The following is a 20,828-nucleotide window of genomic DNA, read 5'->3' on the forward strand; positions in this document are numbered from 1 at the left end:
AGCAAAAGGTCATGTATTTTGCAATGATATCCACGGTTTTTATCAAACCGGTTTGATGATGTTGCCCGCAGCTCTGCTCGAGCCTCTGATCGAACCGTTGACATAAACTATCGTACATTATACAATAATTGCATTATTCATACGATAGGTATCTAATCTATTTTTATCTACTTTATTTAAAAGGAAGGAAATCATGGCAGAAGAAAAATATGTCTATTTTTTCGGGAACGGCAAAGCTGAAGGCAACGGCGAAATGAAGCAGCTGCTGGGCGGTAAAGGTGCCGGCTTAGCCGAAATGACTCGTGCAAAGTTACCTGTTCCCGCTGGTTTTACAATTACCACTGAAGTTTGTCAATTGTATTATTCAAATAATAAAAAATATCCTGCCGGCTTGGAGCAGTCTGTAAAAGAAAACTTGCAGAAGCTGGAAAAAAGCGCCGGTAAGAAGCTTGGCGATCCCAATGATCCGCTTTTGGTTTCCGTCCGTTCAGGTGCTCCCGTTTCGATGCCCGGTATGATGGAAACGATTTTGAACCTCGGTTTAACCGATAAATCGGTCGAAGGTTTGGCAAAAAAGACTTCAAACCGCCGTTTTGCGTTGGATGCATACCGCCGTTTTATTATGATGTACGGTTCGACGGCAATGGGTATCGACCGTATTAAGTTTGATGACCTTTTTGATGAGGTAAAAGAAAAGCATACCCGCGGACGCTTGAATATTGCCGCGAGCAAGAAAGTCGGCGATACCGATGTAAATGAAGACGAGCTCGCAGAAGTTATCACAAAATTTAAGGCACTGTATAAAAAAGAAATTAAAAAAGACTTCCCGCAGGATCCGATCGAACAGCTTTGGGGTGCTATCGGAGCGGTATTCAATTCTTGGATGGCCGAAAAAGCTGTTACCTACCGCCGCGTAGAAAATCTCGTCGGAATTAAGGGCACTGCGGTCAACGTTATGCAGATGGTATTCGGTAACAAGGGGAATACCTCCGGTACTGGCGTTTGCTTTACGCGCGATCCCAACAGCGGCGAAAACATATTCTACGGTGATTACCTCTTTAATGCACAGGGTGAAGACGTTGTTGCAGGTATCCGTACGCCGATTAAACTTTCCGAGTTTGAAAAAGAAGATAAAAAAGCGTATGATCAGCTCTGCAAAGTCCGCGCTCTTTTGGAAGAACATTACAAAGATATGCAGGATATGGAGTTCACCGTAGAAGAAGGTACGCTCTATATGCTCCAGTGCCGTACCGGTAAGCGCTCTCCCGCCGCTGCGTTTAGAATGGCTGTCGATATGGTAAATGAAAAGCTCATTACAAAAGAAGAAGCTATCATGCGTATTAAGGCAAGCGATATTGAAGGTATTTTCTATCCTGCCATCGACTATAAGCAGCCAAACTTAAAATCCGCGCTATTCGTCAGCGGAATTGCCGCAGTTCCGGGTGCTGCCGCAGGAAAAATCTGTTTCTCCGCAGCTAAGGCAGAGGCTCTCGCTGCAAATAAAGAAAAAGCAATTCTGGTGCGTAAGGAAACCAGCCCCGAAGATGTCGGCGGTATGCACGCTGCACAGGGTATTTTGACTGCGACCGGTGGAAAGACAAGCCACGCAGCTGTTGTTGCTCGCGGTTGGGGTAAATGCTGTATCGTCGGATGCGAAAAACTTGTCATCGATTACGAAAAAGGCGAATGCAGCTATAACGGTAAAGTTCTCAAAGAAGGTGATTTTATTACCCTTGACGGAACAAAAGGCGATGTATATATCGGTGAATTAAAATTGGTACAGGCAAAACAGCCTGAATCATATAAGACATTAATGAAGTGGGTTGATGAAATCCGCACTATCAAAGTACGCACCAATGCCGATCAGCCAGAAGATGCAAAGGTTGCACTCGAACACGGTGCCGAAGGTATCGGTTTGTGCCGCACCGAACACATGTTCTTTAATGATGAAAAACGCATCCTCGCAATTCGTGAGATGATTGTTGCGGACAGTACTGAAGGACGCAAAAAGGCCTTGGCGAAGTTGCTCCCGATTCAGACAAAAGACTTTGAAGGTATCTTTAAGGCCATGGACGGAAAGGGCGTTACCATTCGCTTAATCGACCCGCCGCTGCACGAGTTTGTACCGCACGATAAAGAAGGTCAGCAAAAATTGGCTGAGGCGCTCAATATCAGTTTTGGAAGCGTAAAAGAACGGGTCGAACAGCTCCATGAAGCAAACCCGATGCTCGGTCACCGTGGCTGCCGCTTGGCAATTACCTATCCTGAAATCCTCGAAATGCAGGTAACCGCTATTATTACTGCGGCATGCAATGTACATAAAAAAGGTATTACGGTACTGCCGGAAATTATGATTCCGCTTACCATCGATCCTAAAGAGTTTGCGATTCTTGAAGCGAGAGTCCGTAGCGTTGCCGATGCAATTCTGAAAAAGCATGATGCTAAGATTAAATACTTGGTCGGTACGATGATCGAAACCCCGCGTGCTGCTTTGTTAGCCGATAAAATCGCTGAACGGGCAGAGTTCTTCTCATTCGGAACCAACGACTTAACGCAGATGACGCTCGGTATCAGCCGCGACGATGCTGCAAAGTTCTTGCCTGCGTATGTCGATGAACAGAAAGCGGGAGTGTTCCCGGCAGATCCGTTCCAGTCTTTGGATCAGGCCGGTGTCGGGCTGCTCGTAAAAGAAGGTATTGCAAAAGGCCGTTCGACCCGCCCCGAATTAAAGGTCGGTATCTGCGGTGAACACGGCGGTGATTTGGAATCCGTCAAGTTCTGCTGCCGCGCCGGTATGTCGTATGTTTCGGCATCCCCCTTCCGTGTTCCGATTGCCCGCCTCGCTGCTGCACAGGCTGCAATAGAGGATAAAAAGGCCGGAGCTAAAAAAACGGCAAAAACTGCAAAGACAGCTAAAACGGCAAAATCTGCTAAAACCGCAACGAAAAAAAAGTAAATAATCGTTAGTTGATATATAACTTGCGACTAGAAGGCTGTCCGAAAATCTGAGTTTTTGGGCAGCCTTTTTATTTTATAGTTTGATACCGAATGCTTGACGCCACTATATTTTTAAACTATCCTATTATATAGGATTGGAGCAAAAAGTGAAAAATTTAGATAAAACAGGATTACAGTTAATTTCTATCGGTGATATTCTTACGGAATCTTTTTTTATTCCGTCTTATCAGCGTGGATATCGATGGGAAAAACGCCAAGTAATTGACTTGTTGAATGACCTTCTTGAATTTATGAACAAAGAGCCGAAGCATACCGGCGAATTTTATTGTTTACAGCCCATCGTTGTTACAAAGAAAGGTTCTCAATGGTATGTGATTGACGGACAGCAGCGGCTTACTACTATTTATATTATATTAAAATTTCTTGAAGATGTAAAAAAAGTGCTGTTTCCAAAGCGACCTACCTTCTCCCTTTTCTATGAAACAAGAAAGAATAGCAGAGAGTTTTTAGAAAAAATACAGCAAACAATTAATATAGATTGCACGAATGCAGATTATTATCATGCAAGTAATGCATACCTTGCTATCAAAGAATGGTTTGACGAAAAAGAAGAACAGCAGAGTATAAACCGCAGCGATTTTCTCAATACTCTAATAAAAGCAGATTATCAAAACAACAGTGAGATTGATAGCGCGAACAATGTTCGTTTTATTTGGTATAATGTTTCTTCTCACGATGAAACCAACGATAAAAAAATTTTTAGAAAAATCAATATGGGGAAAATACCACTTACCAATGCTGAATTGATCAAAGCACTCTTTTTTACTACTGCTATAGATGATGTAGAAAAAGAGAAACAGCAGAATAGATTTGCATACGAGTGGAATGCTATTGAAGATGCTTTGCAGGATAATGATTTTTGGTTTTTTCTTAATAATAAGCAAAATCAAAAAAATACGCGGATAGAATTTCTCTTTGATTTATTTGCTGAAAATAGTAAAAATATACTCAGTAATTCCTATGGCAAAAATGATGATTATTATACGTTTTATATTTTTAATGATCTCATACATCAGCAAAAGAAATCGATTGACGATTTGTGGCAAGACATAAAAAAGTATTTTAGAACGTTTAAAGAATGGTTTGATGATAATGAATATTATCACTTGATAGGTTATTGCATTCATAGCGGTATATCGATCAATACTATTTTACTATTAGCAGATGGCGTAACAAAATCAAAGTTTAAACAAAAACTTGAGAAACTGATAAAATCGACTGTGCAGGTAACGGAAGAAAATATCATGGATTTAACCTATTATGATAATAGAAAGGACATTGAAAATATTTTATTTCTCTTTAATATTCTTTCGACAATGGCTGAACAAAAGAGCCGTTTCCACTTTGAAAGATACATTGATGAAAAATGGAGCTTAGAGCATATCCATGCACAAAACTCTGAAGACCTAAAAACAGATAAACAAAGAAGATTGTTACTTGAGGAACAACGCGCGTATTATAATAAAATAAATAATGACTGTTTTATCGCTAAAATAGATGAGCTATTACAGGCAAAAGAAATCAATGAGGAGCAATTTATCGGTTTACAAACAGATATTTTTTCTCAATTTTCTACGGATGAGGATGGAGGCGAGCAGTTATCCAACGATACACTGGATAATTTAGCCCTTTTATCTTCCGGTGATAATTCGGCTTTAAGTAATAATATTTTTCCTATCAAACGGGATAAAATAATCGAGCTTGATTCTAAAGGCTCATTTATACCACTTTGCACCAAAAATGTATTTTTAAAATATTACAGCAAGGATGTTACACAGAATGTCATCTGGACAGTGAAAGATAGGGCTGCATATCTTGCGGCAATAAAAGAAACGCTCAAAGACTACATAGGAAGAGGCTCAGAAAATGGACAATAAAAAAAGTTTTTGGAATGTATTGACACAGTATAAAATCGAAATACCGAAAATTCAACGGGATTATGCACAAGGGCGGACAGATGAAAAGACCAAGACCTTAGTAAATATTTTTTTAACCGATATAAGAAAGGCGCTCAATGAAGGTGTCCCGATAAATCTTGATTTTGTATACGGCAAGGTCACTGATAGTACGCTTATTCCAATTGATGGGCAGCAGCGCCTGACGACATTGTTCTTATTGCATTGGTATTTTGCTGTTAAAGAAAACAAGCTGAGTGAAGAAGTAAAAGGTGTATTACGCAAGTTTACCTATGAAACAAGATTGAGTTCGAGAGATTTTTGTGCAGGCCTTGTTGAGCATGGCGGGGACTATCAAAATCTTTTTGATAATAAGGGCACCAATGATATACAAAGTGCAATAATAGATAGCGTATGGTATTTTCTCTCATGGAAATATGATCCCACTATCGTATCAATGTTGAATATGATAGATACTATACATAGTATTTTTGCAGGTCTACCGAATCATATTTTTGAAAAATTGATAAGCGATAGTGCTCCAATCACTTTCTATTTTTTGCCAATGGAAGATTTTAAATTAACTGATGAGTTATATATAAAAATGAATGCACGGGGTAAGCAGCTTACAAATTTTGAAAATTTTAAAACACTCTTTTCAGAGTATTTTGATATAGAAAATAAAGCAAAACTGGATAATGAATGGCTTGATATATTCTGGAAAATAGAAGTAAAAAATGCTGAAAAAGATAAAAGAGAACTGTATACTCAGAATGTTGATCGATTTTATTATCGATTTTTGCAAAATATGACCGCATTGTTTTATACGGAAAATAATGCGGCGCAAAAAGACTATATCGATAATTATCCGCTTTTTAAAGAATACAAAGCAGTGTATGATCAAAATGAGTATATTCAGCAGATAGTTAGCATTCTCAATGCACTCATTATATATCACGATAATGAAAATCTATTGAGAAAATTCATATCGGATAATCCGAACTATTGGGAAAGAATTCGGTTTTATGCTTTAGCACGATATTTTATTTGGCAACAAAATAACTCCAGTGCTAAGCAAGTAGAAAAAGAGTATGTCTATCAGTGCTGGATGCGTATAACGAAAAATCTTATCAATAATACTCCGATTGAAGGACCTGAAGATTATAAGAAGGCAATAGAATCTATAAAAGAATTAAGTATTCATATTGAAGATATGTATGAATATGTGAGTAAGTCCGGCAACCAAATATCGTTTTTTGCCAGGATCCAGAAAGATGAGGAAATGCTAAAAGCGCAACTCATACTGAAAGATGCAAAGTGGCTTCCGCTGTTGGAAAGGATAGAAAACCATTTTTATTTTGACGGTCAAATCGGATTTATGTTGGCGTATGCACGGGATAAAAAGGGAGAATACAGCCAAAAGGATTTTGAACGGTATGCAAACAAATTAGAGAAGCTCTTTAGCGCTGAATTTCAAGAAAATCATAATTTCCTTTTTCAAAGAGCGCTGCTATCAAAAGGGAATTATCTTATTCAACCCGACTGGCATCATTCTTTTTGTAATTTTGATGCATCTCTTAGAGCAAAAAGAGATAACTGGCGAAAAGTATTTAATGATCCTAAAAGAACTCTGATTATAAAAACATTACTTGATGATATAACAAGTGATGATATTTTAGATGAGTTGAATCGGATTATTAAAACAAGCAGCGTAAATGATTGGAGAAAACTCATCATAGACAATGGTGAAAATATTGCGTATTGCAAGAATAGATACCTCTATTTTGACAGCGATAAAGTCTACTTAATATCAAAGGTGAGGATGAGCAGTCGGCATCGTGAACTCTTTTCATACAGTCTTTATCTGAGATTTTCTAAAGGTAATAACTATCCTCCATTTTCTTCGGTGCGGTATTATGAATCAACGTCTTATGACGAGCCTTGCACTGTATTGGATGGCTTTATATATGCTGCATATACTTTTTATATGAATATTCAGCATACAGGAAAGAAAAACTATACAATCATTTTTGGCAATAAAGAGGACACCGGTATTCCCGATGAAGTTATCAATCTCTTGAAAGACTTGGACTTTACTATATATGCAGCATCTTGTAAATTGAGCAATATACCGGAAACTAAGGTAACAGAAACTGTAAAGAAAATATGTACGAGTCTTCAACAATTAAGCTGATGGAGAAGGATTATTTTGAAGTTTAAGGAACAAATCGTCCAACCGGTACGGCTTGCCGTTTAATCAGTATGCTGGAAAATCACACATTTGAAGCATTGCCTTTTGTAAAATGTTTATCTTAGGACTTTTACGCAAACCGTATAACCTGTTCATCCGCATCAACTGTCGCTTCAACGCCGAGCGGAATAATACAGCGCGGTGTTGCGTGTCCGATATTAATGTTGTACACAATCGGTAAATCCGGTTTGTTGATTTCGCTGATTAAAAGGCGTTTGTAGTCTTCGTAATATACTTCGTCCATAGGCTTGCCGACAAGGATACCGTTTATAACTTCAAAAATGCCGGTAGTGTTTAAGGCTTGTAACATCTTTTGATAGAGCTCAGGTTTTGTGCGTTCTTCGCTCGATTCCAAAAGCAGTATTTTACCGTTCCAATCGTCAATGCTCGGGAAAAGATGATACCGGCGGCACAAAGCAGGGCTGTCATTATGGCGGGTGTTGTCAAACATATCATACAGTGTTTCAATACAGCCTCCGAGAATAGCGCCGGAGAATACGGACTTCCCTTGCAACAATTCAAATCCATTGTTCCGGTGCCGCATTCTTTTTACACCGATCTGTGATTCATCAAATGCCGTACGCTCGCCATACCACATATCGCTCGGGCGGATTTCTTTTATTGTGCCGGTTGTAATCAATTCTTCAAAATACTTTTTTGAATACGGCAGCATTTCATCTTCAAGTTCACAGATATCCGCCACAAACGACTGACCGTAAAAAGTGTTCACGCCGATGTTATGCAGCATAAAATGATTCATTGTTGTATCGGAGAATCCGAGAAAAATCTTTTTGCTATGTTGTACCGCCTTCCGTAATTCATCATGTTCAAATAAATACGGCAGCAGCTTGTATGTGTCCTCTCCGCCGATTGCACACAGAATCATATCGATAGACGGATCGGAGAAAGCATCCAATAAATCCTGTGCACGTGCTTCGGGATGACTTTGAAGAAAATCAATTCCTTTACAGGCATTCGCAGTGGTAACGACTTCTATCCCATACGACCGTAAACGCCTAAAGCCCAGTTCTTCCACGTGCTTAATAAACGGCTCGCCGAGTAAGCCCCGCGAAAGACTGATAATCGCTATCTTTTTTACCGTCATAGTTTTTACTCCTCATATCATTTTTTTTCGGTATGTAATGCTTTCGTTTCTTTTATTCATGCGGAGGGTTTAATACCTGCCGTTTCTCGGCAACGCTTTGCGTCGTAACAAAGGGTATGAAAGCCGACTGCAACTACCTTATAGAACACACAGTGCGAAACGTTGAGCACTGTGCCCCGATGCTCGCGTCGGGGGTGTTGATTTGTTTCCAAATCTATTTTACGTTCTGATTACGGTCAGAATATTTTAAATCACTTTTCTGTTTTTATCAATTCCTGTTGTTTAATGTGAGTTATTTATATTCTTTTTTGATAATAAGTTCCTCAGTCATTCCGGCGTACTGCGCTCCGTCAAATTCAATTTTTACAATATACGGCATATAGTCAATTATTCTCATAAAACTATCGCAGCCAAATGCCGGATTATAATAATTGAGAATGGTGCTTAAAGCGGTGCCATGGGGTCCTATTACGATATTTTTATCCCGATAGATTTCTATTATTTCCTTAAGCGCTTCGATATTTCTTTTTTGCACGGAATAAAGCGATTCCCCATCCTCTTCCGCGTAATTTTTATCCGCCCATTGCTTTTTGAACAGTTCAAACGTATTCCCGTTTTTGCCTGATTTTCGTTCCCTCAATCTTTCATCGGTTTTTATTTGTAGATGATAATATTCGGCAGCTTTTGCGATCGTGTCATAGCTTCGTTTATATGGACTTGAAATGAACACATCAATGTTTTTATCTTTAAGATAATGCAACACTGCGTGGGAGTCCTCAAGTCCTTCCTTCGTCAGAGGCCGAAATTGTTCATCGCCGCTTTTCGTATGATCCGATTGGCAATGCCTCACAAAATAAATACATGTCATTTTTAGCTCCTCTTTTACGCAAACCGGATAACCTGCTTTTCTGCATTAACTGTTGCTTGAACGCCAAGCGGGATAATGCACCGCGGTGCTGCGTGTCCGATATTGACGTTGTACACAATCGGCAAATTCGGCTTATTGATTTCGCTGATTAAAAGGTTTTTATAGTCTTCGTAATACGATTCGTCAATCGGTTTTCCGACAAGGATGCCGTTTATGACTTCAAAAATGCCGGTAGTGTTTAATGCTTGCAGCATCTTTTGATAGAGTTCAGGTTTGGTACGATTTTCACTTGATTCCAAAAGCAGTATTTTACCCTTCCAATCATCAAGTGAGGGAAAGAGATTATACCGGCGGCACAGAGCAGGGCTGTCACTATGGCGGGTGTTGTCAAACATATCATACATTGTTTCAATACAGCCTCCGAGTATTTTACCGGAGAATACGGACTTCCCTTGTAATAATTCAAATCCATTGTTCCGGTGCCGCATTCTTTTTACACCGATCTGTGATTCATCAAATTCGGTGCGCTCGCCATACCACATATCGCTCGGGCGGATTTCTTTTATTGTGCCGGTTGTAATCAATTCTTCAAAATACTTTTTTGAATATGGCAGCATTTCATCTTCAAGTTCGCAGATATCCGCCACAAACGACTGACCGTAAAAAGTGTTTACGCCTACGTTATGCAGCATAAAATGATTCATCGTCGTATCGGAGAATCCGAGGAAAATCTTTTTGCTATGCTGTACCGCCTTCCGTAATTCACCGTGTTCAAATAAATACGGCAGCAGCTTGTATGTGTCCTCTCCGCCGATTGCACACAGAATCATATCAATAGACGGATTGGAAAAAGCATCCAATAAATCCTGTGCACGTGCTTCGGGATGACTTTGAAGAAAATCAATTCCTTTACAGGCATTCGCAGTAGTAACAACTTCTATCCCATACGAGCGTAAACGCCTAAAGCCCAATTCTTCCTCGTGCTTAATAAACGGCTCGCCGAGCAAACCCCGTGAAAGACTGATAATCGCTATCTTTTTTACTGTCATGTTTTTTCTCCTATTATCACCATATACAGATATCAAAAAACTTCTATTACCCCTTTGTATGCACACGCTTTTTGTATCAATGACCCCTTTGCACCCATAGTAAAAGCAATATCGCTGCTTCGGATTGCCAACAATTTGTCTCCGGTCTTAATATCCAATGTTTGCATCAAAGATGGCGAAATATGAACTCCGTTATCTTTCAAGGTAAGCCAGCCGTATTTTCTTCCCTTATATGAAATCAACTCTCCCTCTTTTAGTGTCCTATCTGCCAAACGAGGGTTTTCTTTTAGGATGTGATTGAGTTTTGAGCGGGAAAGCAGGGGCTCGCTCATCACACAAAATCCGCCCGTCTGCTTACTGCCGGAAACGATGTAAATATATTGCTCTTGGTGTAATTTATATTCTTCCACTGCCGGTACCGGAAAGATGAGCGCTCCATCTTCCCGTATCTCAGACCAGCCGAAAATATATTTTCCGCCTTTACTCATCTGCGGCATATTTAATCTTCTCCAATGCTTTCTTTGTTATGCGAATTGCACCGCCGCTGTGAATACGGACAACGGGATGCGGATCATGTTGTGCAAACCATTCCAGTTTTTCCAAGTACGGTTCTACAGAATGCGGCAGCCGTTTTCCCATTACCCGAAACATTTCAGGCGCCTCAATTCGTACGCGCTCTCCCTTATCCGATATCAACTCATAGAACAAATCCAATGTGTCGCAAAAAAGTTCCGGTGCGCCTGTTGCAATATTTTCACAAGTCCACACAAACGCAAGCCGTACTGCTTCCGCTGTGTCGGAGCGCATATTCATGATTGTGTCAAAATAAGGAAGAATCAAATCCTTGTTTGCCCTGCCTATTCGTCCCAATGCGTTTACCGAGCGCTCCCGTAACTTCGGATTACCGTCTTTCAAATAGCCAGCAATTTGTTCAATATAAGACTGCACCGATAACGGATACTGTAATCCCATTTCACCGAGAATCCACAACGCTTTTGCTTTTACATCCGCTGAATACTGTTCGCCGAGTTTTGCTGCGACATCATCAATCGCTGTCACCCAATTTGCTTTATTTTTTGTTATTGTTCGTAATTCGTCCAGTATCTCTTTGTCTGTTAGTTTATTTACCACTGTGTATTACACTCCGTAAAAAATCGTTCCCTCTTGCCGAAGTATTTATTCTGGAATTTCTTATTTCGGATACGATTTCTTCTGCGCTTCGATCATCTCCCCAAGAATCATTTAATGCGAGAAAGGCATCAACTGCGTTCGTCGGAGTTTCCTGTGGAGCCGCTGCTTTTTCCTGTAAAATCGTTATAACATGCTGACTTATCGAATGATTTGCTAATTTAGTATTCACACAAAGCCAGTTATACAATTGTGCATCTATATCCCGTACTTGAAGATTTGGCATAGTAGGCCTCCATTCATTCCTCATTATACCTATTCACATAAAATTTTCTATTGTACTTTCTCAGCCTTATCCTTCCGATGCCGTTTTCTCAAACGCAGTATGATAAGCATTGCGGCTATTCCCAACGCGATAAATACCCAGCCGTACAGCAGTGCGATACAGACTGCGGCAAATGCCTGTACTCCGCCTTTTATTGCATCCCATACCGGCATAAAAAACGAACCGGTTTCCGATGCGGCTTCTATCTGCTGGTACATACTGATATGCAGCGTACTGAAATTAACGGAATTTTTCAGATACCGCAGTCTGCCTTCTATCGATTCTATATCCGACCGTATATTCTGCAGTTCATTTTGAATATCGAGGATATCTTTTATTGTTTTTGCTTGGTTGAGCAGCCGCAGGTATCCTTGTTCCGTTTCTTTTTTGACGGCAAGGCGTGCGGTACTATCGATAAACTCTTCCGTTACATCCTGTACGGTAATGGATTTTTCATCGATTTTTTTAACGCCGCCGGAAAGCTCCGTTACGAATACATCAAAATGAGCCCTAGGAATTCTGACGGTCATATTCTGATATATCCGTGAAGAGCTTGCTCGCTCATCTTCTTGACTGATATACGCGCCGTATTTTTGAACGAGTGATTCGATGTGCTGACGGGTTTCCGCTATATCGTGCGTTTCAAAATTGATCGAGCCTTCTTTTATGAGCTGCCGTTCGAGCATTGCAGCGGTATTTGCAGTCTCTGTGCCGTCTAAGGGACGCTGCATATCGGCGGTATCTACATCAGTAGTGGTTGCATCTTTTGCGTATGCCGCATTTTTTACCGCTCCTGCGGGATGTTCAGCTTCGGCATATACCTGTCTAGTTGAAACCGAATCGCTTTTTTTAGCACATGAGCTGAAGACGACCGTTCCTGAAAAGATAATAAAAAAAGATAGAAAAATACAATGACGATTCATATAATGGTACTCCTTACATCAAGTCTGTATTATATCATAATGAGCGCATCTCTAAAAATCCAATTGACTTTTTTATATAGACCTTTGTCGTTTATGCAAGCGCTTGTAAGAGTTTTTCTACGTTTTCGGGCGTGGTTGCCCAGTCGGTTGCGATGCGGACAACAGTGTGCGAACCATCTTTCTTTTCCCAAAAACCGAATGTGATTTTTTTTGAGAGCTCTGCATAGCGTGTATTTTCAAGGACGATAAAAATCTGATTTGTCGGCGCCATAAAATATTGTTCATACCCGTGAGAGTCAAGAAAGGTACGAATGGTATCGGCGGCTCGGATCGCATTTTCCCCGATACGGAGATACAGGTCATCGGTAAAAAGTGTTTCAAACTGAATACCGAGTAAGCGGCCTTTTGCGAGTAACGCGCCGTGTTGTTTCATAATGGTAAAAAAATGTGAGCTACGTTTCGGATCGGGAATAACAACCGCTTCGCCGAAGAGTGTGCCGCATTTCGTGCCGCCGATGTAAAAGACATCGCAGAGTGCTGCAAGGTCGGCAAGCGTTATATCGTTTTCTTTGCAAGCAAGCGCATACGCAAGCCGCGCTCCGTCAACATACAGCGGAATATGATACTCACGGCACACTGTATTGATTGCACTCAGTTCTTGCTTGCTGTAGAGCGTTCCGTATTCAGTCGGCTGCGAGATATACACCATTCCCGGATGAACCATGTGCTCATAGTTTCCGTCAGCATAAAAATCCTGTAGATACTGCTTAACCGATGCAGCGGTGATTTTACCTTTGTCGCAGGTAAGGGTGAGTACTTTATGCCCGCCGAACTCTATCGCTCCCGCTTCGTGTACGGCAACATGCCCGGTCTGTGCCGAGATAACACCCTCATACCGGTTAAGGAGTGCATCGATAACCGTTGCGTTTGTCTGAGTACCGCCGACAAGAAAATGCACCGCCGCCTCAGGGCATTCGCACGCTTTTCTGATAAGGGCACGTGCCCGCTCACAGTATTCGTCGGTACCGTATCCTGCCGTTTGTTCCATATTTGTCTGTACAAGGCGCTGGATAATCGCAGGATGCGCCCCTTCCATATAATCCGAAGCAAAAGAAAGTTTGTGTTGAGTTTCCATGCTGTAAGATTATCGGATAACAGATTTTTCTGCAAGATTTTTTGACTCGCATTTATGCAGACAGTTTTATGGTATCTTGACAGTCTAAAAATTCGGCGATATGCTTTCTTTTATTGTATATATTGGATATCTTGGGAGGTCTTATGAATTATTCATTACCGAAATCGGAAAAATTACCGTTAATACGGCACAGTATTGCACATATAATGGCGGAAGCCGTTATGAATTTATTTCCCGGAACAAAGGTAGCCATTGGCCCTGCTGTTGAACACGGGTTTTATTATGACTTTGACCTCCCGACATCGATTACGCAGGATGATCTTGCTCGTATCGAAAAAGAAATGCGCCGTCTTTTATCAACTCCGCAGAACTTTGTAAAAGAAGTCGTAAGTAGGCAACAAGCACTTGAGCTTTTTAAAGACCAGCCGTATAAATGCGAGCTTATCAATGACCTACCGCAAGATGCGGAAATCTCGATTTATCGATCGGGTAATTTTTTCGATTTATGCAGAGGGCCGCATGTTGCCAATTCAAAAGAAATTAACGCGCAAAGTTTTAAGCTGCAAAAAATTGCGGGCGCCTATTGGCGCGGCGATGAAAAACGGCCGATGCTGACCCGTATCTATGGTACGGCATGGGAAACACCCAATGACCTTAAAACATATCTGACTATGCAGGCGGAAGCGGAGAAAAACGATCACCGCAAGATAGGACGGGAACTTGATTTGTTCCATATCGAAGAAGACAATCCCGGTGAAGTATTCTGGCACCCGAACGGCTGGACGCTCTATTTAACTGTGCAACAGCATGTACGCCAAAAGATTAAAGAGGACGGCTATGTCGAAGTAAACACCCCCTTTGTTATGCCGCAGAGTCTCTGGCTTCGGTCGGGGCACTGGGAAAAATACAAGGAAAATATGTTTATCACCGAAAGCGAAAAACGGGTGTTTGCGCTTAAACCGATGAACTGTCCGGGGCATGTCGAAATCTTTAAACAGGGAATTAAAAGCTACCGTGATTTACCGCTGCGTATTGCGGAGTTCGGCTCCTGCACGCGGAATGAGCCTTCCGGTTCGTTGCACGGTATTATGCGGGTGCGCGGTTTTGTGCAGGATGATGCGCATATTTTCTGTACGGAAGAACAGATTTCCTCCGAGGTTTGTAAGTTCTGTAACCTGCTCAAGTCGCTCTATCGGGATTTCGGCTTTGACGATAAAGTCATACTCGTTAAGTTTTCCACGCGGCCTGAAAAACGGGTCGGCGATGATGCAACGTGGGATAGGGCAGAGAACGCGCTTGCGGAAGCGTGTAAAGCCGCGGGACTTGAATACGAGATTGCCCCCGGAGAAGGAGCTTTTTACGGGCCGAAGTTGGAGTTTACGCTTGTCGATGCGCTTGGCCGAGAATGGCAATGCGGCACCATACAAGCCGACTATCAACTGCCCTCTAAAGACCGGCTGAATGCCGAGTATATCGGAGAGGATAACCAAAAGCATCAGCCCGTCATGCTGCACCGGGCGGCGCTCGGTTCACTGGAGCGGTTTATCGGTATTTTGATTGAACAATTCGGCGGTGCGTTGCCTCCGTGGCTCTCTCCGGTGCAGGCAATGGTTATTCCCGTTGCTCCCGTATTTAACGAATATGCCGAGAGTATCGCGGCGTCTCTTTCAAAAGCCGGCTTCCGCGTAAAGGCTGATATTGATACCGACCGTATGAATGCGAAGATACGGAAGTATCAGGAACAAAAAATTCCGTATCAGCTTGTTGTCGGCGAAAAGGAAAGGCAGAACAATAGTGTTACCGTCCGGCTTTTGAAAGGAGCGCAAAAAACGATGTCCGTCGATGAATTTACCGCTTTCTTAAAACTCAAAACCGACACCGTTGCAACAAGCGCGGAATTTTAACAGGAAAGCCATGTTGATGAAGCATCTCTAAAAGCGATACCTGAGTTTTTTCAGATGCCCTAGAGATGTTCGACCTGTTTGACAACGAAGTTATCGAACAGGTCTAGTATGTATAAATGACAACGGCCGGTAATTCAGCAAGAATTACCGGCCGTTTTGTTAAAGGCTCGTGATTGAGCGGCGTGTCAAAATCGGCACTGCCGCATCATACACTACTCAACGCGGCATGGCATATCGCGGGTTGCGACAATGTCGATGCCCGTATGCAGCACGTCGGGAATAATGACTGCTCCTGTCTTTACCGGCGCCGTTACCCTGATTTTGTTGATCTCTTCCATCACCTGAAAAATCATACCTTTCGGAATAGGCGCAGCGGTTTTAACGGGAAGCGCCGCTAAAAAACCGTTTTCAATGCGCACCGTCGAGCTGATGTTTCTTCGAGGATCTTTCATTTCCTGCAAGCCGTACTCAAGTCCTCGTTTACAGCTATATCCTTCTATTGTGTAGGCGCCGTCTTTTTCGATTGCTCGGAGCCTACAGCCCATAGGACAGGAAACACAGGTAAATTCTTCCATCGCTGTTTTGTTTATGCATCGAGGCAGGCGATTCCGGGCAGGGTTTTTCCTTCCAAGAATTCGAGTGAGGCGCCGCCGCCGGTAGATACGTGGCTCATCTTATCGGCAAGATGGAACTTGTTGACGGCCGCAACGGAATCCCCGCCGCCGACTACCGTTACTGCGCCTTTTCCGGTCGCTTCGGCCACAAGGCGGGCAACCGCTTCTGTTCCGTGGGAGAAAGCTTCAAATTCAAACACGCCGACCGGGCCGTTCCACACGATGGACTTTGCGTTTAAGATTTCTGCCTTGTATAACGCGATGGTTTTAGGTCCGACATCCATTCCCATAAGCGAATCGGGAATATCACAGCCGTCCACGCTTTCCGGTTTTGCATCGGCGGCAAAAGAGGCGGCGCAAATATGATCTGTCGGCAGGATTATTTTAACACCCTTTGCCTTTGCATCGGTCAAAAGTTTCTTTGCCGTGTCGATAAAATCATCTTCTACCAAGGACTTCCCGATTGAATGGCCTTGCGCTTTAAGGAAGGTATACGCCATACCGCCGCCGATAATCAGCGCAGCGGCATTTTTCAAAAGACTGTCCAGTACGGCAATTTTTGAAGAAACTTTTGCGCCGCCGATGATGGCGACCATCGGTTTGGGCGGATTTTTTACCATCGGTTCAATATATTTAACTTCTTTCTCCATTAAAAAACCGGCAACTTTTACCTTCATAAATTTCGCGATGGTTGCCGTAGAAGCATGAGCACGGTGTGCAGTTCCGAATGCGTCATTGACGTATACATCGCCGTAGGAGGCAAGCTCTTTGGCAAGTGTTTCCTGTTCTGCAGTGTCCTTCGAGGTTTCTTCGGGATGGAAGCGCGTATTCTCAAGCATCAAGATACCGCCTTCGGGAAGTGCATCGACTACCGCCTTTTGTCCCTTGCAGGAATCGGCAAGCCGGACAGGCATACCTAACAGTTTTTCCAAATAGGCAGCTACCGGCTTCATCTTATGCTTACCGGCAATGTAGGCCTCTTTATCAAATGGTTTACCATCCTTAGCCGCTTTTTCGGCAGCTTTCTTTGAATCTTTGGCAGGATCGCCGAGGTGGCTCATCAACACCAGCGAGCGCGGCTTTTGCTCTAAAATATATTTGATAGTGGGTAATGCTGCGACAATTCGTGTATCGTCCTGTACGGCCCCGTCCTTCATCGGAACATTAAAATCGACCCGCATGATAATACGTTTGCCGTGAAGATCTACATCTCTTACCGTTTTAACCATTGTATTCCTCCGTTATATTAGGGGCGGCGTTTGCATCTCAGTTTAGCCGACCCCTCGTCTTCCAAAATGATAGTACTTACCAAGAGTTTTATATCCGATAAAAATATACTCTGTTATATAAAAAAATGCAACAATGACCGAGGGCTGCTTCCTTCCAATAATTTTAGTGTGTTTTTTTGACAGTATTGTCCTCTTACAATGATAATTGGACAGTCTTACAGACAAGAAAGCCAATCTTTCTGCGCTTGCACCAATCCCGTCCATACAAATGCGCGGAACCCAAGTTTTTGAGCTGCTTCGATATTCCGTTCCAGGTCATCGAAAAAAACAGCTTCATCTGCACGGATGCCTAATCCTTCAAGACAGTTGCGATAAATTTTGGGTTCGGGTTTTATCAGATGTAACCGGCATGAAAAGCATGCGTAATCGGCGGCCACAAAGGGAGGAATTTCTTTTTCATATCGATCTAAAAATTGATACGGCATATTGGAAAGAATCCCCAGCTTGAAGCCTTGCTTTTGTATGTTCAATGCCCAATCGCATACAGCGTCATTTAAAGTTCTCCAAGCGGCTAAATCGATATCCACCATTTTTTTCAGTAGTCCGGCATCTTTAGCGGCTTCTTCATAACCGTTATTGTGCAGTAAGCGGCTGTACATTTCCTCACCGCTGATGATACCGCGATCAAAATCGCTGCGGTGTGTACTGTAAAGATTTCCAAATGCTTCCACCGGAATACCGGTTTCAGCAGCCATTGCTTCATCGATAGCTTTCGTGTCGGTTAAAGAAATTACATTACCGTAATCCAAAATCAGTGCTTTAATCATAAGAAACTCCTAAGGTAACTCCTGAGGTATCTCCAAAAACTGCAAGTCGATCGGCTTGTTCTGTAGGAAATGCATTAAATTGCCTGCCTTGCGGATTGCGAATAGGTTTTTAGAGGTTTCTTGAACAATATACTGAAATATGATGATGTGAATAGTGGATAAGTTCTCATCTGATTATTTCGAAAGATTGCGGTTATTAAATAAAAAAACATATAGAGGTGTTGACAGAAAAGCAAAATGTGTGATACTATCTTTTCCGTTGCATTTGTTACCTGCTATGCAGTAACAGCAGGCAATAAACATAAAAGTGTTTGGGTTTTGCTGGTTTCTTCTATTATTAGATAGTGTACAGTTGTATAAACTCCTCATGCTGATACGGTCTATCGGTTGATTTTTTTAATGCTGATATGCTTTGTGAGCAGTGACACTAAGATGTTGTTTTATGTTTTTTAGTTTATAACGCTTGCTGAATTGAGTGAAAAAAAAACTAAAAAAAATAAATAAAAAAAGAAAAAGGTGCTTGACAAGACTGAGTGTTTTGTGATACATTCTTTTTCGCTTGCGGCGCTCTAAAGCAGGGCTTCGATTAAGCAAGCTGGTCTTTGAAATTAAAGGGAAGGGAAAGAAGAAAAAGCCAAAGAGCAAAATCTTTGGTAAGGAAATAAGCGTAGAACAAAGAATCAAGAGAAAGAGAGTGTGCAGGGCAATGAATAATTGCTTTGCATTATTATTTTCTTTCTCTTAAAGGTCAACGTTCCTAAAATAAAAGAAACGGGACTTGCTTTCAAAATTATGAATATCAGACGCCCTTCGGGGTGTTTGAAATAAAATAATGGAGAGTTTGATCCTGGCTCAGAACGAACGCTGGCGGCGCGTCTTAAGCATGCAAGTCGAACGGCAAGAGAGAAGCTTGCTTCTCTCCTAGAGTGGCGGACTGGTGAGGAACACGTGGGTAATCTACCCTTAAGATGGGGATAGCTGCTAGAAATAGCAGGTAATACCGAATACACTCGGCATTTCACAAGAGATGTTGAGGAAAGGAAGCTACGGCTTCGCTTGAGGATGAGCTTGCGTCCCATTAGCTAGTTGGTGAGGTAAAGGCCCACCAAGGCGACGATGGGTATCCGGCCTGAGAGGGTGATCGGACACATTGGGACTGAGATACGGCCCAAACTCCTACGGGAGGCAGCAGCTAAGAATATTCCGCAATGGACGGAAGTCTGACGGAGCGACGCCGCGTGGATGAAGAAGGCTGAAAAGTTGTAAAATCCTTTTGTTGATGAAGAATAAGGGTGAGAGGGAATGCTCATCTGATGACGGTAATCGACGAATAAGCCCCGGCTAATTACGTGCCAGCAGCCGCGGTAACACGTAAGGGGCGAGCGTTGTTCGGAATTATTGGGCGTAAAGGGCATGTAGGCGGTTGTGTAAGCCTGGTGTGAAATCCTGGGGCTTAACCCCAGAATAGCATTGGGTACTGCACAACTTGAATTACGGAAGGGAAACTGGAATTCCAAGTGTAGGGGTGGAATCTGTAGATATTTGGAAGAACACCGGTGGCGAAGGCGGGTTTCTGGCCGATAATTGACGCTGAGATGCGAAAGTGTGGGGATCGAACAGGATTAGATACCCTGGTAGTCCACACTGTAAACGATGTACACTAGGTGTTGGGGCAAGAGCTTCAGTGCCAAAGCAAACGCGATAAGTGTACCGCCTGGGGAGTATGCCCGCAAGGGTGAAACTCAAAGGAATTGACGGGGGCCCGCACAAGCGGTGGAGCATGTGGTTTAATTCGATGGTACGCGAGGAACCTTACCTGGGTTTGACATCTAGTAGAAGGTCTTAGAGATAAGGCCGGGTAGCAATACCCTGCTAGACAGGTGCTGCATGGCTGTCGTCAGCTCGTGCCGTGAGGTGTTGGGTTAAGTCCCGCAACGAGCGCAACCCCTACTGCCAGTTACTAACAGGTAAAGCTTGAGGACTCTGGCGGAACTGCCGATGACAAATCGGAGGAAGGTGGGGATGACGTCAAGTCATCATGGCCCTTATGTCCAGGGCTACACACGTGCTACAATGGTTGCTACAAAGCGAAGCGAGACCGTAAGGTGGAGCAAACCGCAAAAAAGCAATCGTAGTTCGGATTGAAGTCTGAAACTCGACTTCATGAAGTTGGAATCGCTAGTAATCGCGCATCAGCACGGCGCGGTGAATACGTTCCCGGGCCTTGTACACACCGCCCGTCACACCATCCGAGTTGGGGGTACCCGAAGTCGCTTGTCTAACCTGCAAAGGAGGACGGTGCCGAAGGTACGCTTGGTAAGGAGGGTGAAGTCGTAACAAGGTAGCCGTACCGGAAGGTGCGGCTGGATCACCTCCTTTCTTAGAGAAAGGTAAATACTAAATGCTTTGTTGGTTGTACACAAAGCTTCCGCTTATCTCCTCTTCTTTCCCTCTCTTTTTTCTATACGGGCCTGTAGCTCAGTTGGTTAGAGCACTTCTCTGATAAGGAAGGGGTCATTAGTTCAACTCTAATCAGGCCCATTTTACAGCTGAGTGA

15 protein-coding genes, 1 tRNA gene and 1 rRNA gene are annotated in these 20,828 nt (G+C 42.7%); 6 read left to right on the forward strand and 11 right to left on the reverse strand.

All coding sequences use genetic code 11. The features are described from left to right. The first annotated feature begins 193 nt into the window (after positions 1–193). The 3 genes from ppdK (at position 194) to E4N66_RS05040 (ending at position 7,107) form a co-directional block, all read left to right on the forward strand. Positions 194–2,956, forward strand: a complete 2,763-nt coding sequence (ppdK, locus tag E4N66_RS05030; RefSeq protein WP_253729200.1) for a pyruvate, phosphate dikinase — start codon at positions 194–196, stop codon at positions 2,954–2,956. A gap of 148 nt (positions 2,957–3,104) precedes the next feature. After that, positions 3,105–4,895, forward strand: a complete 1,791-nt coding sequence (locus tag E4N66_RS05035; RefSeq protein ID WP_253729201.1) for a DUF262 domain-containing protein — start codon at positions 3,105–3,107, stop codon at positions 4,893–4,895. Next, positions 4,885–7,107 carry a DUF262 domain-containing protein gene (locus tag E4N66_RS05040; protein ID WP_253729202.1) on the forward strand — a complete coding sequence of 741 codons (2,223 nt, stop codon included), beginning with the start codon at positions 4,885–4,887 and terminating at the stop codon, positions 7,105–7,107. Before E4N66_RS05035 ends, E4N66_RS05040 begins: the two co-directional genes overlap by 11 nt. A 127-nt stretch (positions 7,108–7,234) precedes the next feature. Here the strand turns inward: E4N66_RS05040 and E4N66_RS05045 are convergent, their stop codons facing one another. The 8 genes from E4N66_RS05045 to E4N66_RS05080 all read right to left on the reverse strand — a co-directional run bounded on the left by E4N66_RS05045 (position 7,235) and on the right by E4N66_RS05080 (position 13,697). Then, positions 7,235–8,269: a S66 family peptidase gene (locus tag E4N66_RS05045; protein ID WP_253729203.1), complete on the reverse strand. Its 1,035-nt coding sequence runs from the start codon at positions 8,267–8,269 to the stop codon at positions 7,235–7,237. A 292-nt stretch (positions 8,270–8,561) separates the two neighbouring features. Then, positions 8,562–9,137 (reverse strand): histidine phosphatase family protein, encoded by a 576-nt coding sequence (locus E4N66_RS05050; RefSeq protein ID WP_253672533.1) that lies wholly within the window; start codon positions 9,135–9,137, stop codon positions 8,562–8,564. 14 nt (positions 9,138–9,151) lie between these two features. Next, positions 9,152–10,186 (reverse strand): S66 family peptidase, encoded by a 1,035-nt coding sequence (locus E4N66_RS05055; protein WP_253729204.1) that lies wholly within the window; start codon positions 10,184–10,186, stop codon positions 9,152–9,154. A gap of 32 nt (positions 10,187–10,218) precedes the next feature. Beyond that, complete coding sequence (locus E4N66_RS05060; protein WP_253729205.1) at positions 10,219–10,683, reverse strand: hypothetical protein; 465 nt, start codon at positions 10,681–10,683, stop codon at positions 10,219–10,221. Beyond that, positions 10,667–11,317, reverse strand: a complete 651-nt coding sequence (locus E4N66_RS05065) for a sister chromatid cohesion protein PDS5 (RefSeq protein ID WP_253729206.1) — start codon at positions 11,315–11,317, stop codon at positions 10,667–10,669. Before E4N66_RS05065 ends, E4N66_RS05060 begins: the two co-directional genes overlap by 17 nt. Next, positions 11,307–11,600, reverse strand: a complete 294-nt coding sequence (locus E4N66_RS05070) for an antitoxin (protein ID WP_253729207.1) — start codon at positions 11,598–11,600, stop codon at positions 11,307–11,309. Before E4N66_RS05070 ends, E4N66_RS05065 begins: the two co-directional genes overlap by 11 nt. Before the next feature lie 47 nt (positions 11,601–11,647). Next, on the reverse strand, positions 11,648–12,562 hold the full coding sequence (locus E4N66_RS05075; protein ID WP_253729208.1) for a DUF4349 domain-containing protein: 915 nt from the start codon (positions 12,560–12,562) through the stop codon (positions 11,648–11,650). Between the two features lie 91 nt (positions 12,563–12,653). Continuing rightward, positions 12,654–13,697: a threonine aldolase family protein gene (locus E4N66_RS05080; protein ID WP_253729209.1), complete on the reverse strand. Its 1,044-nt coding sequence runs from the start codon at positions 13,695–13,697 to the stop codon at positions 12,654–12,656. A 143-nt stretch (positions 13,698–13,840) separates the two neighbouring features. Between E4N66_RS05080 and thrS the strand changes: the two genes are divergently transcribed. Beyond that, positions 13,841–15,601 carry a threonine--tRNA ligase gene (gene thrS / locus E4N66_RS05085; protein ID WP_253729210.1) on the forward strand — a complete coding sequence of 587 codons (1,761 nt, stop codon included), beginning with the start codon at positions 13,841–13,843 and terminating at the stop codon, positions 15,599–15,601. 212 nt (positions 15,602–15,813) lie between these two features. Here thrS and E4N66_RS05090 read toward each other — a convergent pair whose 3' ends face one another. The 3 genes from E4N66_RS05090 to E4N66_RS05100 form a co-directional block, all read right to left on the reverse strand. Next, entirely contained in the window at positions 15,814–16,176 is a 363-nt protein-coding gene (locus E4N66_RS05090) for a DUF1667 domain-containing protein (RefSeq protein ID WP_253729211.1), read from the reverse strand. A gap of 11 nt (positions 16,177–16,187) precedes the next feature. After that, a complete protein-coding gene (pgk, locus tag E4N66_RS05095) occupies positions 16,188–17,444 on the reverse strand; it encodes a phosphoglycerate kinase (protein ID WP_253729212.1) in 1,257 nt (418 codons plus the stop codon). A gap of 215 nt (positions 17,445–17,659) precedes the next feature. Continuing rightward, the gene (locus E4N66_RS05100) at positions 17,660–18,271 is read right to left on the reverse strand and encodes an HAD family hydrolase (protein WP_253672515.1); all 612 of its coding nucleotides are present in this window, start codon (positions 18,269–18,271) and stop codon (positions 17,660–17,662) included. An 829-nt stretch (positions 18,272–19,100) separates the two neighbouring features. Here E4N66_RS05100 and E4N66_RS05105 point away from each other — a divergent pair. After that, a 16S ribosomal RNA gene (locus tag E4N66_RS05105) occupies positions 19,101–20,650 on the forward strand. Positions 20,651–20,738: 88 nt separating this feature from the next. After that, positions 20,739–20,812: transfer RNA gene (locus E4N66_RS05110), tRNA-Ile, on the forward strand. Positions 20,813–20,828 lie beyond the last annotated feature (16 nt).

Source organism: Treponema sp. OMZ 857, assembly GCF_024181085.1.
Lineage (GTDB): Bacteria > Spirochaetota > Spirochaetia > Treponematales > Treponemataceae > Treponema.

Excerpts from the sequence above, each read along its gene's own strand:
- ppdK (WP_253729200.1), top strand. The coding sequence starts at position 194 with ATGGCAGAAGAAAAATATGTCTATTTTTTCGGGAACGGCAAAGCTGAA.
- E4N66_RS05040 (WP_253729202.1), top strand. The coding sequence starts at position 4,885 with ATGGACAATAAAAAAAGTTTTTGGAATGTATTGACACAGTATAAAATC.
- E4N66_RS05045 (WP_253729203.1), bottom strand. The coding sequence starts at position 8,269 with ATGACGGTAAAAAAGATAGCGATTATCAGTCTTTCGCGGGGCTTACTC.
- E4N66_RS05050 (WP_253672533.1), bottom strand. The coding sequence starts at position 9,137 with ATGACATGTATTTATTTTGTGAGGCATTGCCAATCGGATCATACGAAA.
- E4N66_RS05055 (WP_253729204.1), bottom strand. The coding sequence starts at position 10,186 with ATGACAGTAAAAAAGATAGCGATTATCAGTCTTTCACGGGGTTTGCTC.
- E4N66_RS05060 (WP_253729205.1), bottom strand. The coding sequence starts at position 10,683 with ATGCCGCAGATGAGTAAAGGCGGAAAATATATTTTCGGCTGGTCTGAG.
- E4N66_RS05070 (WP_253729207.1), bottom strand. The coding sequence starts at position 11,600 with ATGCCAAATCTTCAAGTACGGGATATAGATGCACAATTGTATAACTGG.
- E4N66_RS05075 (WP_253729208.1), bottom strand. The coding sequence starts at position 12,562 with ATGAATCGTCATTGTATTTTTCTATCTTTTTTTATTATCTTTTCAGGA.
- E4N66_RS05080 (WP_253729209.1), bottom strand. The coding sequence starts at position 13,697 with ATGGAAACTCAACACAAACTTTCTTTTGCTTCGGATTATATGGAAGGG.
- thrS (WP_253729210.1), top strand. The coding sequence starts at position 13,841 with ATGAATTATTCATTACCGAAATCGGAAAAATTACCGTTAATACGGCAC.
- E4N66_RS05090 (WP_253729211.1), bottom strand. The coding sequence starts at position 16,176 with ATGGAAGAATTTACCTGTGTTTCCTGTCCTATGGGCTGTAGGCTCCGA.
- pgk (WP_253729212.1), bottom strand. The coding sequence starts at position 17,444 with ATGGTTAAAACGGTAAGAGATGTAGATCTTCACGGCAAACGTATTATC.
- E4N66_RS05100 (WP_253672515.1), bottom strand. The coding sequence starts at position 18,271 with ATGATTAAAGCACTGATTTTGGATTACGGTAATGTAATTTCTTTAACC.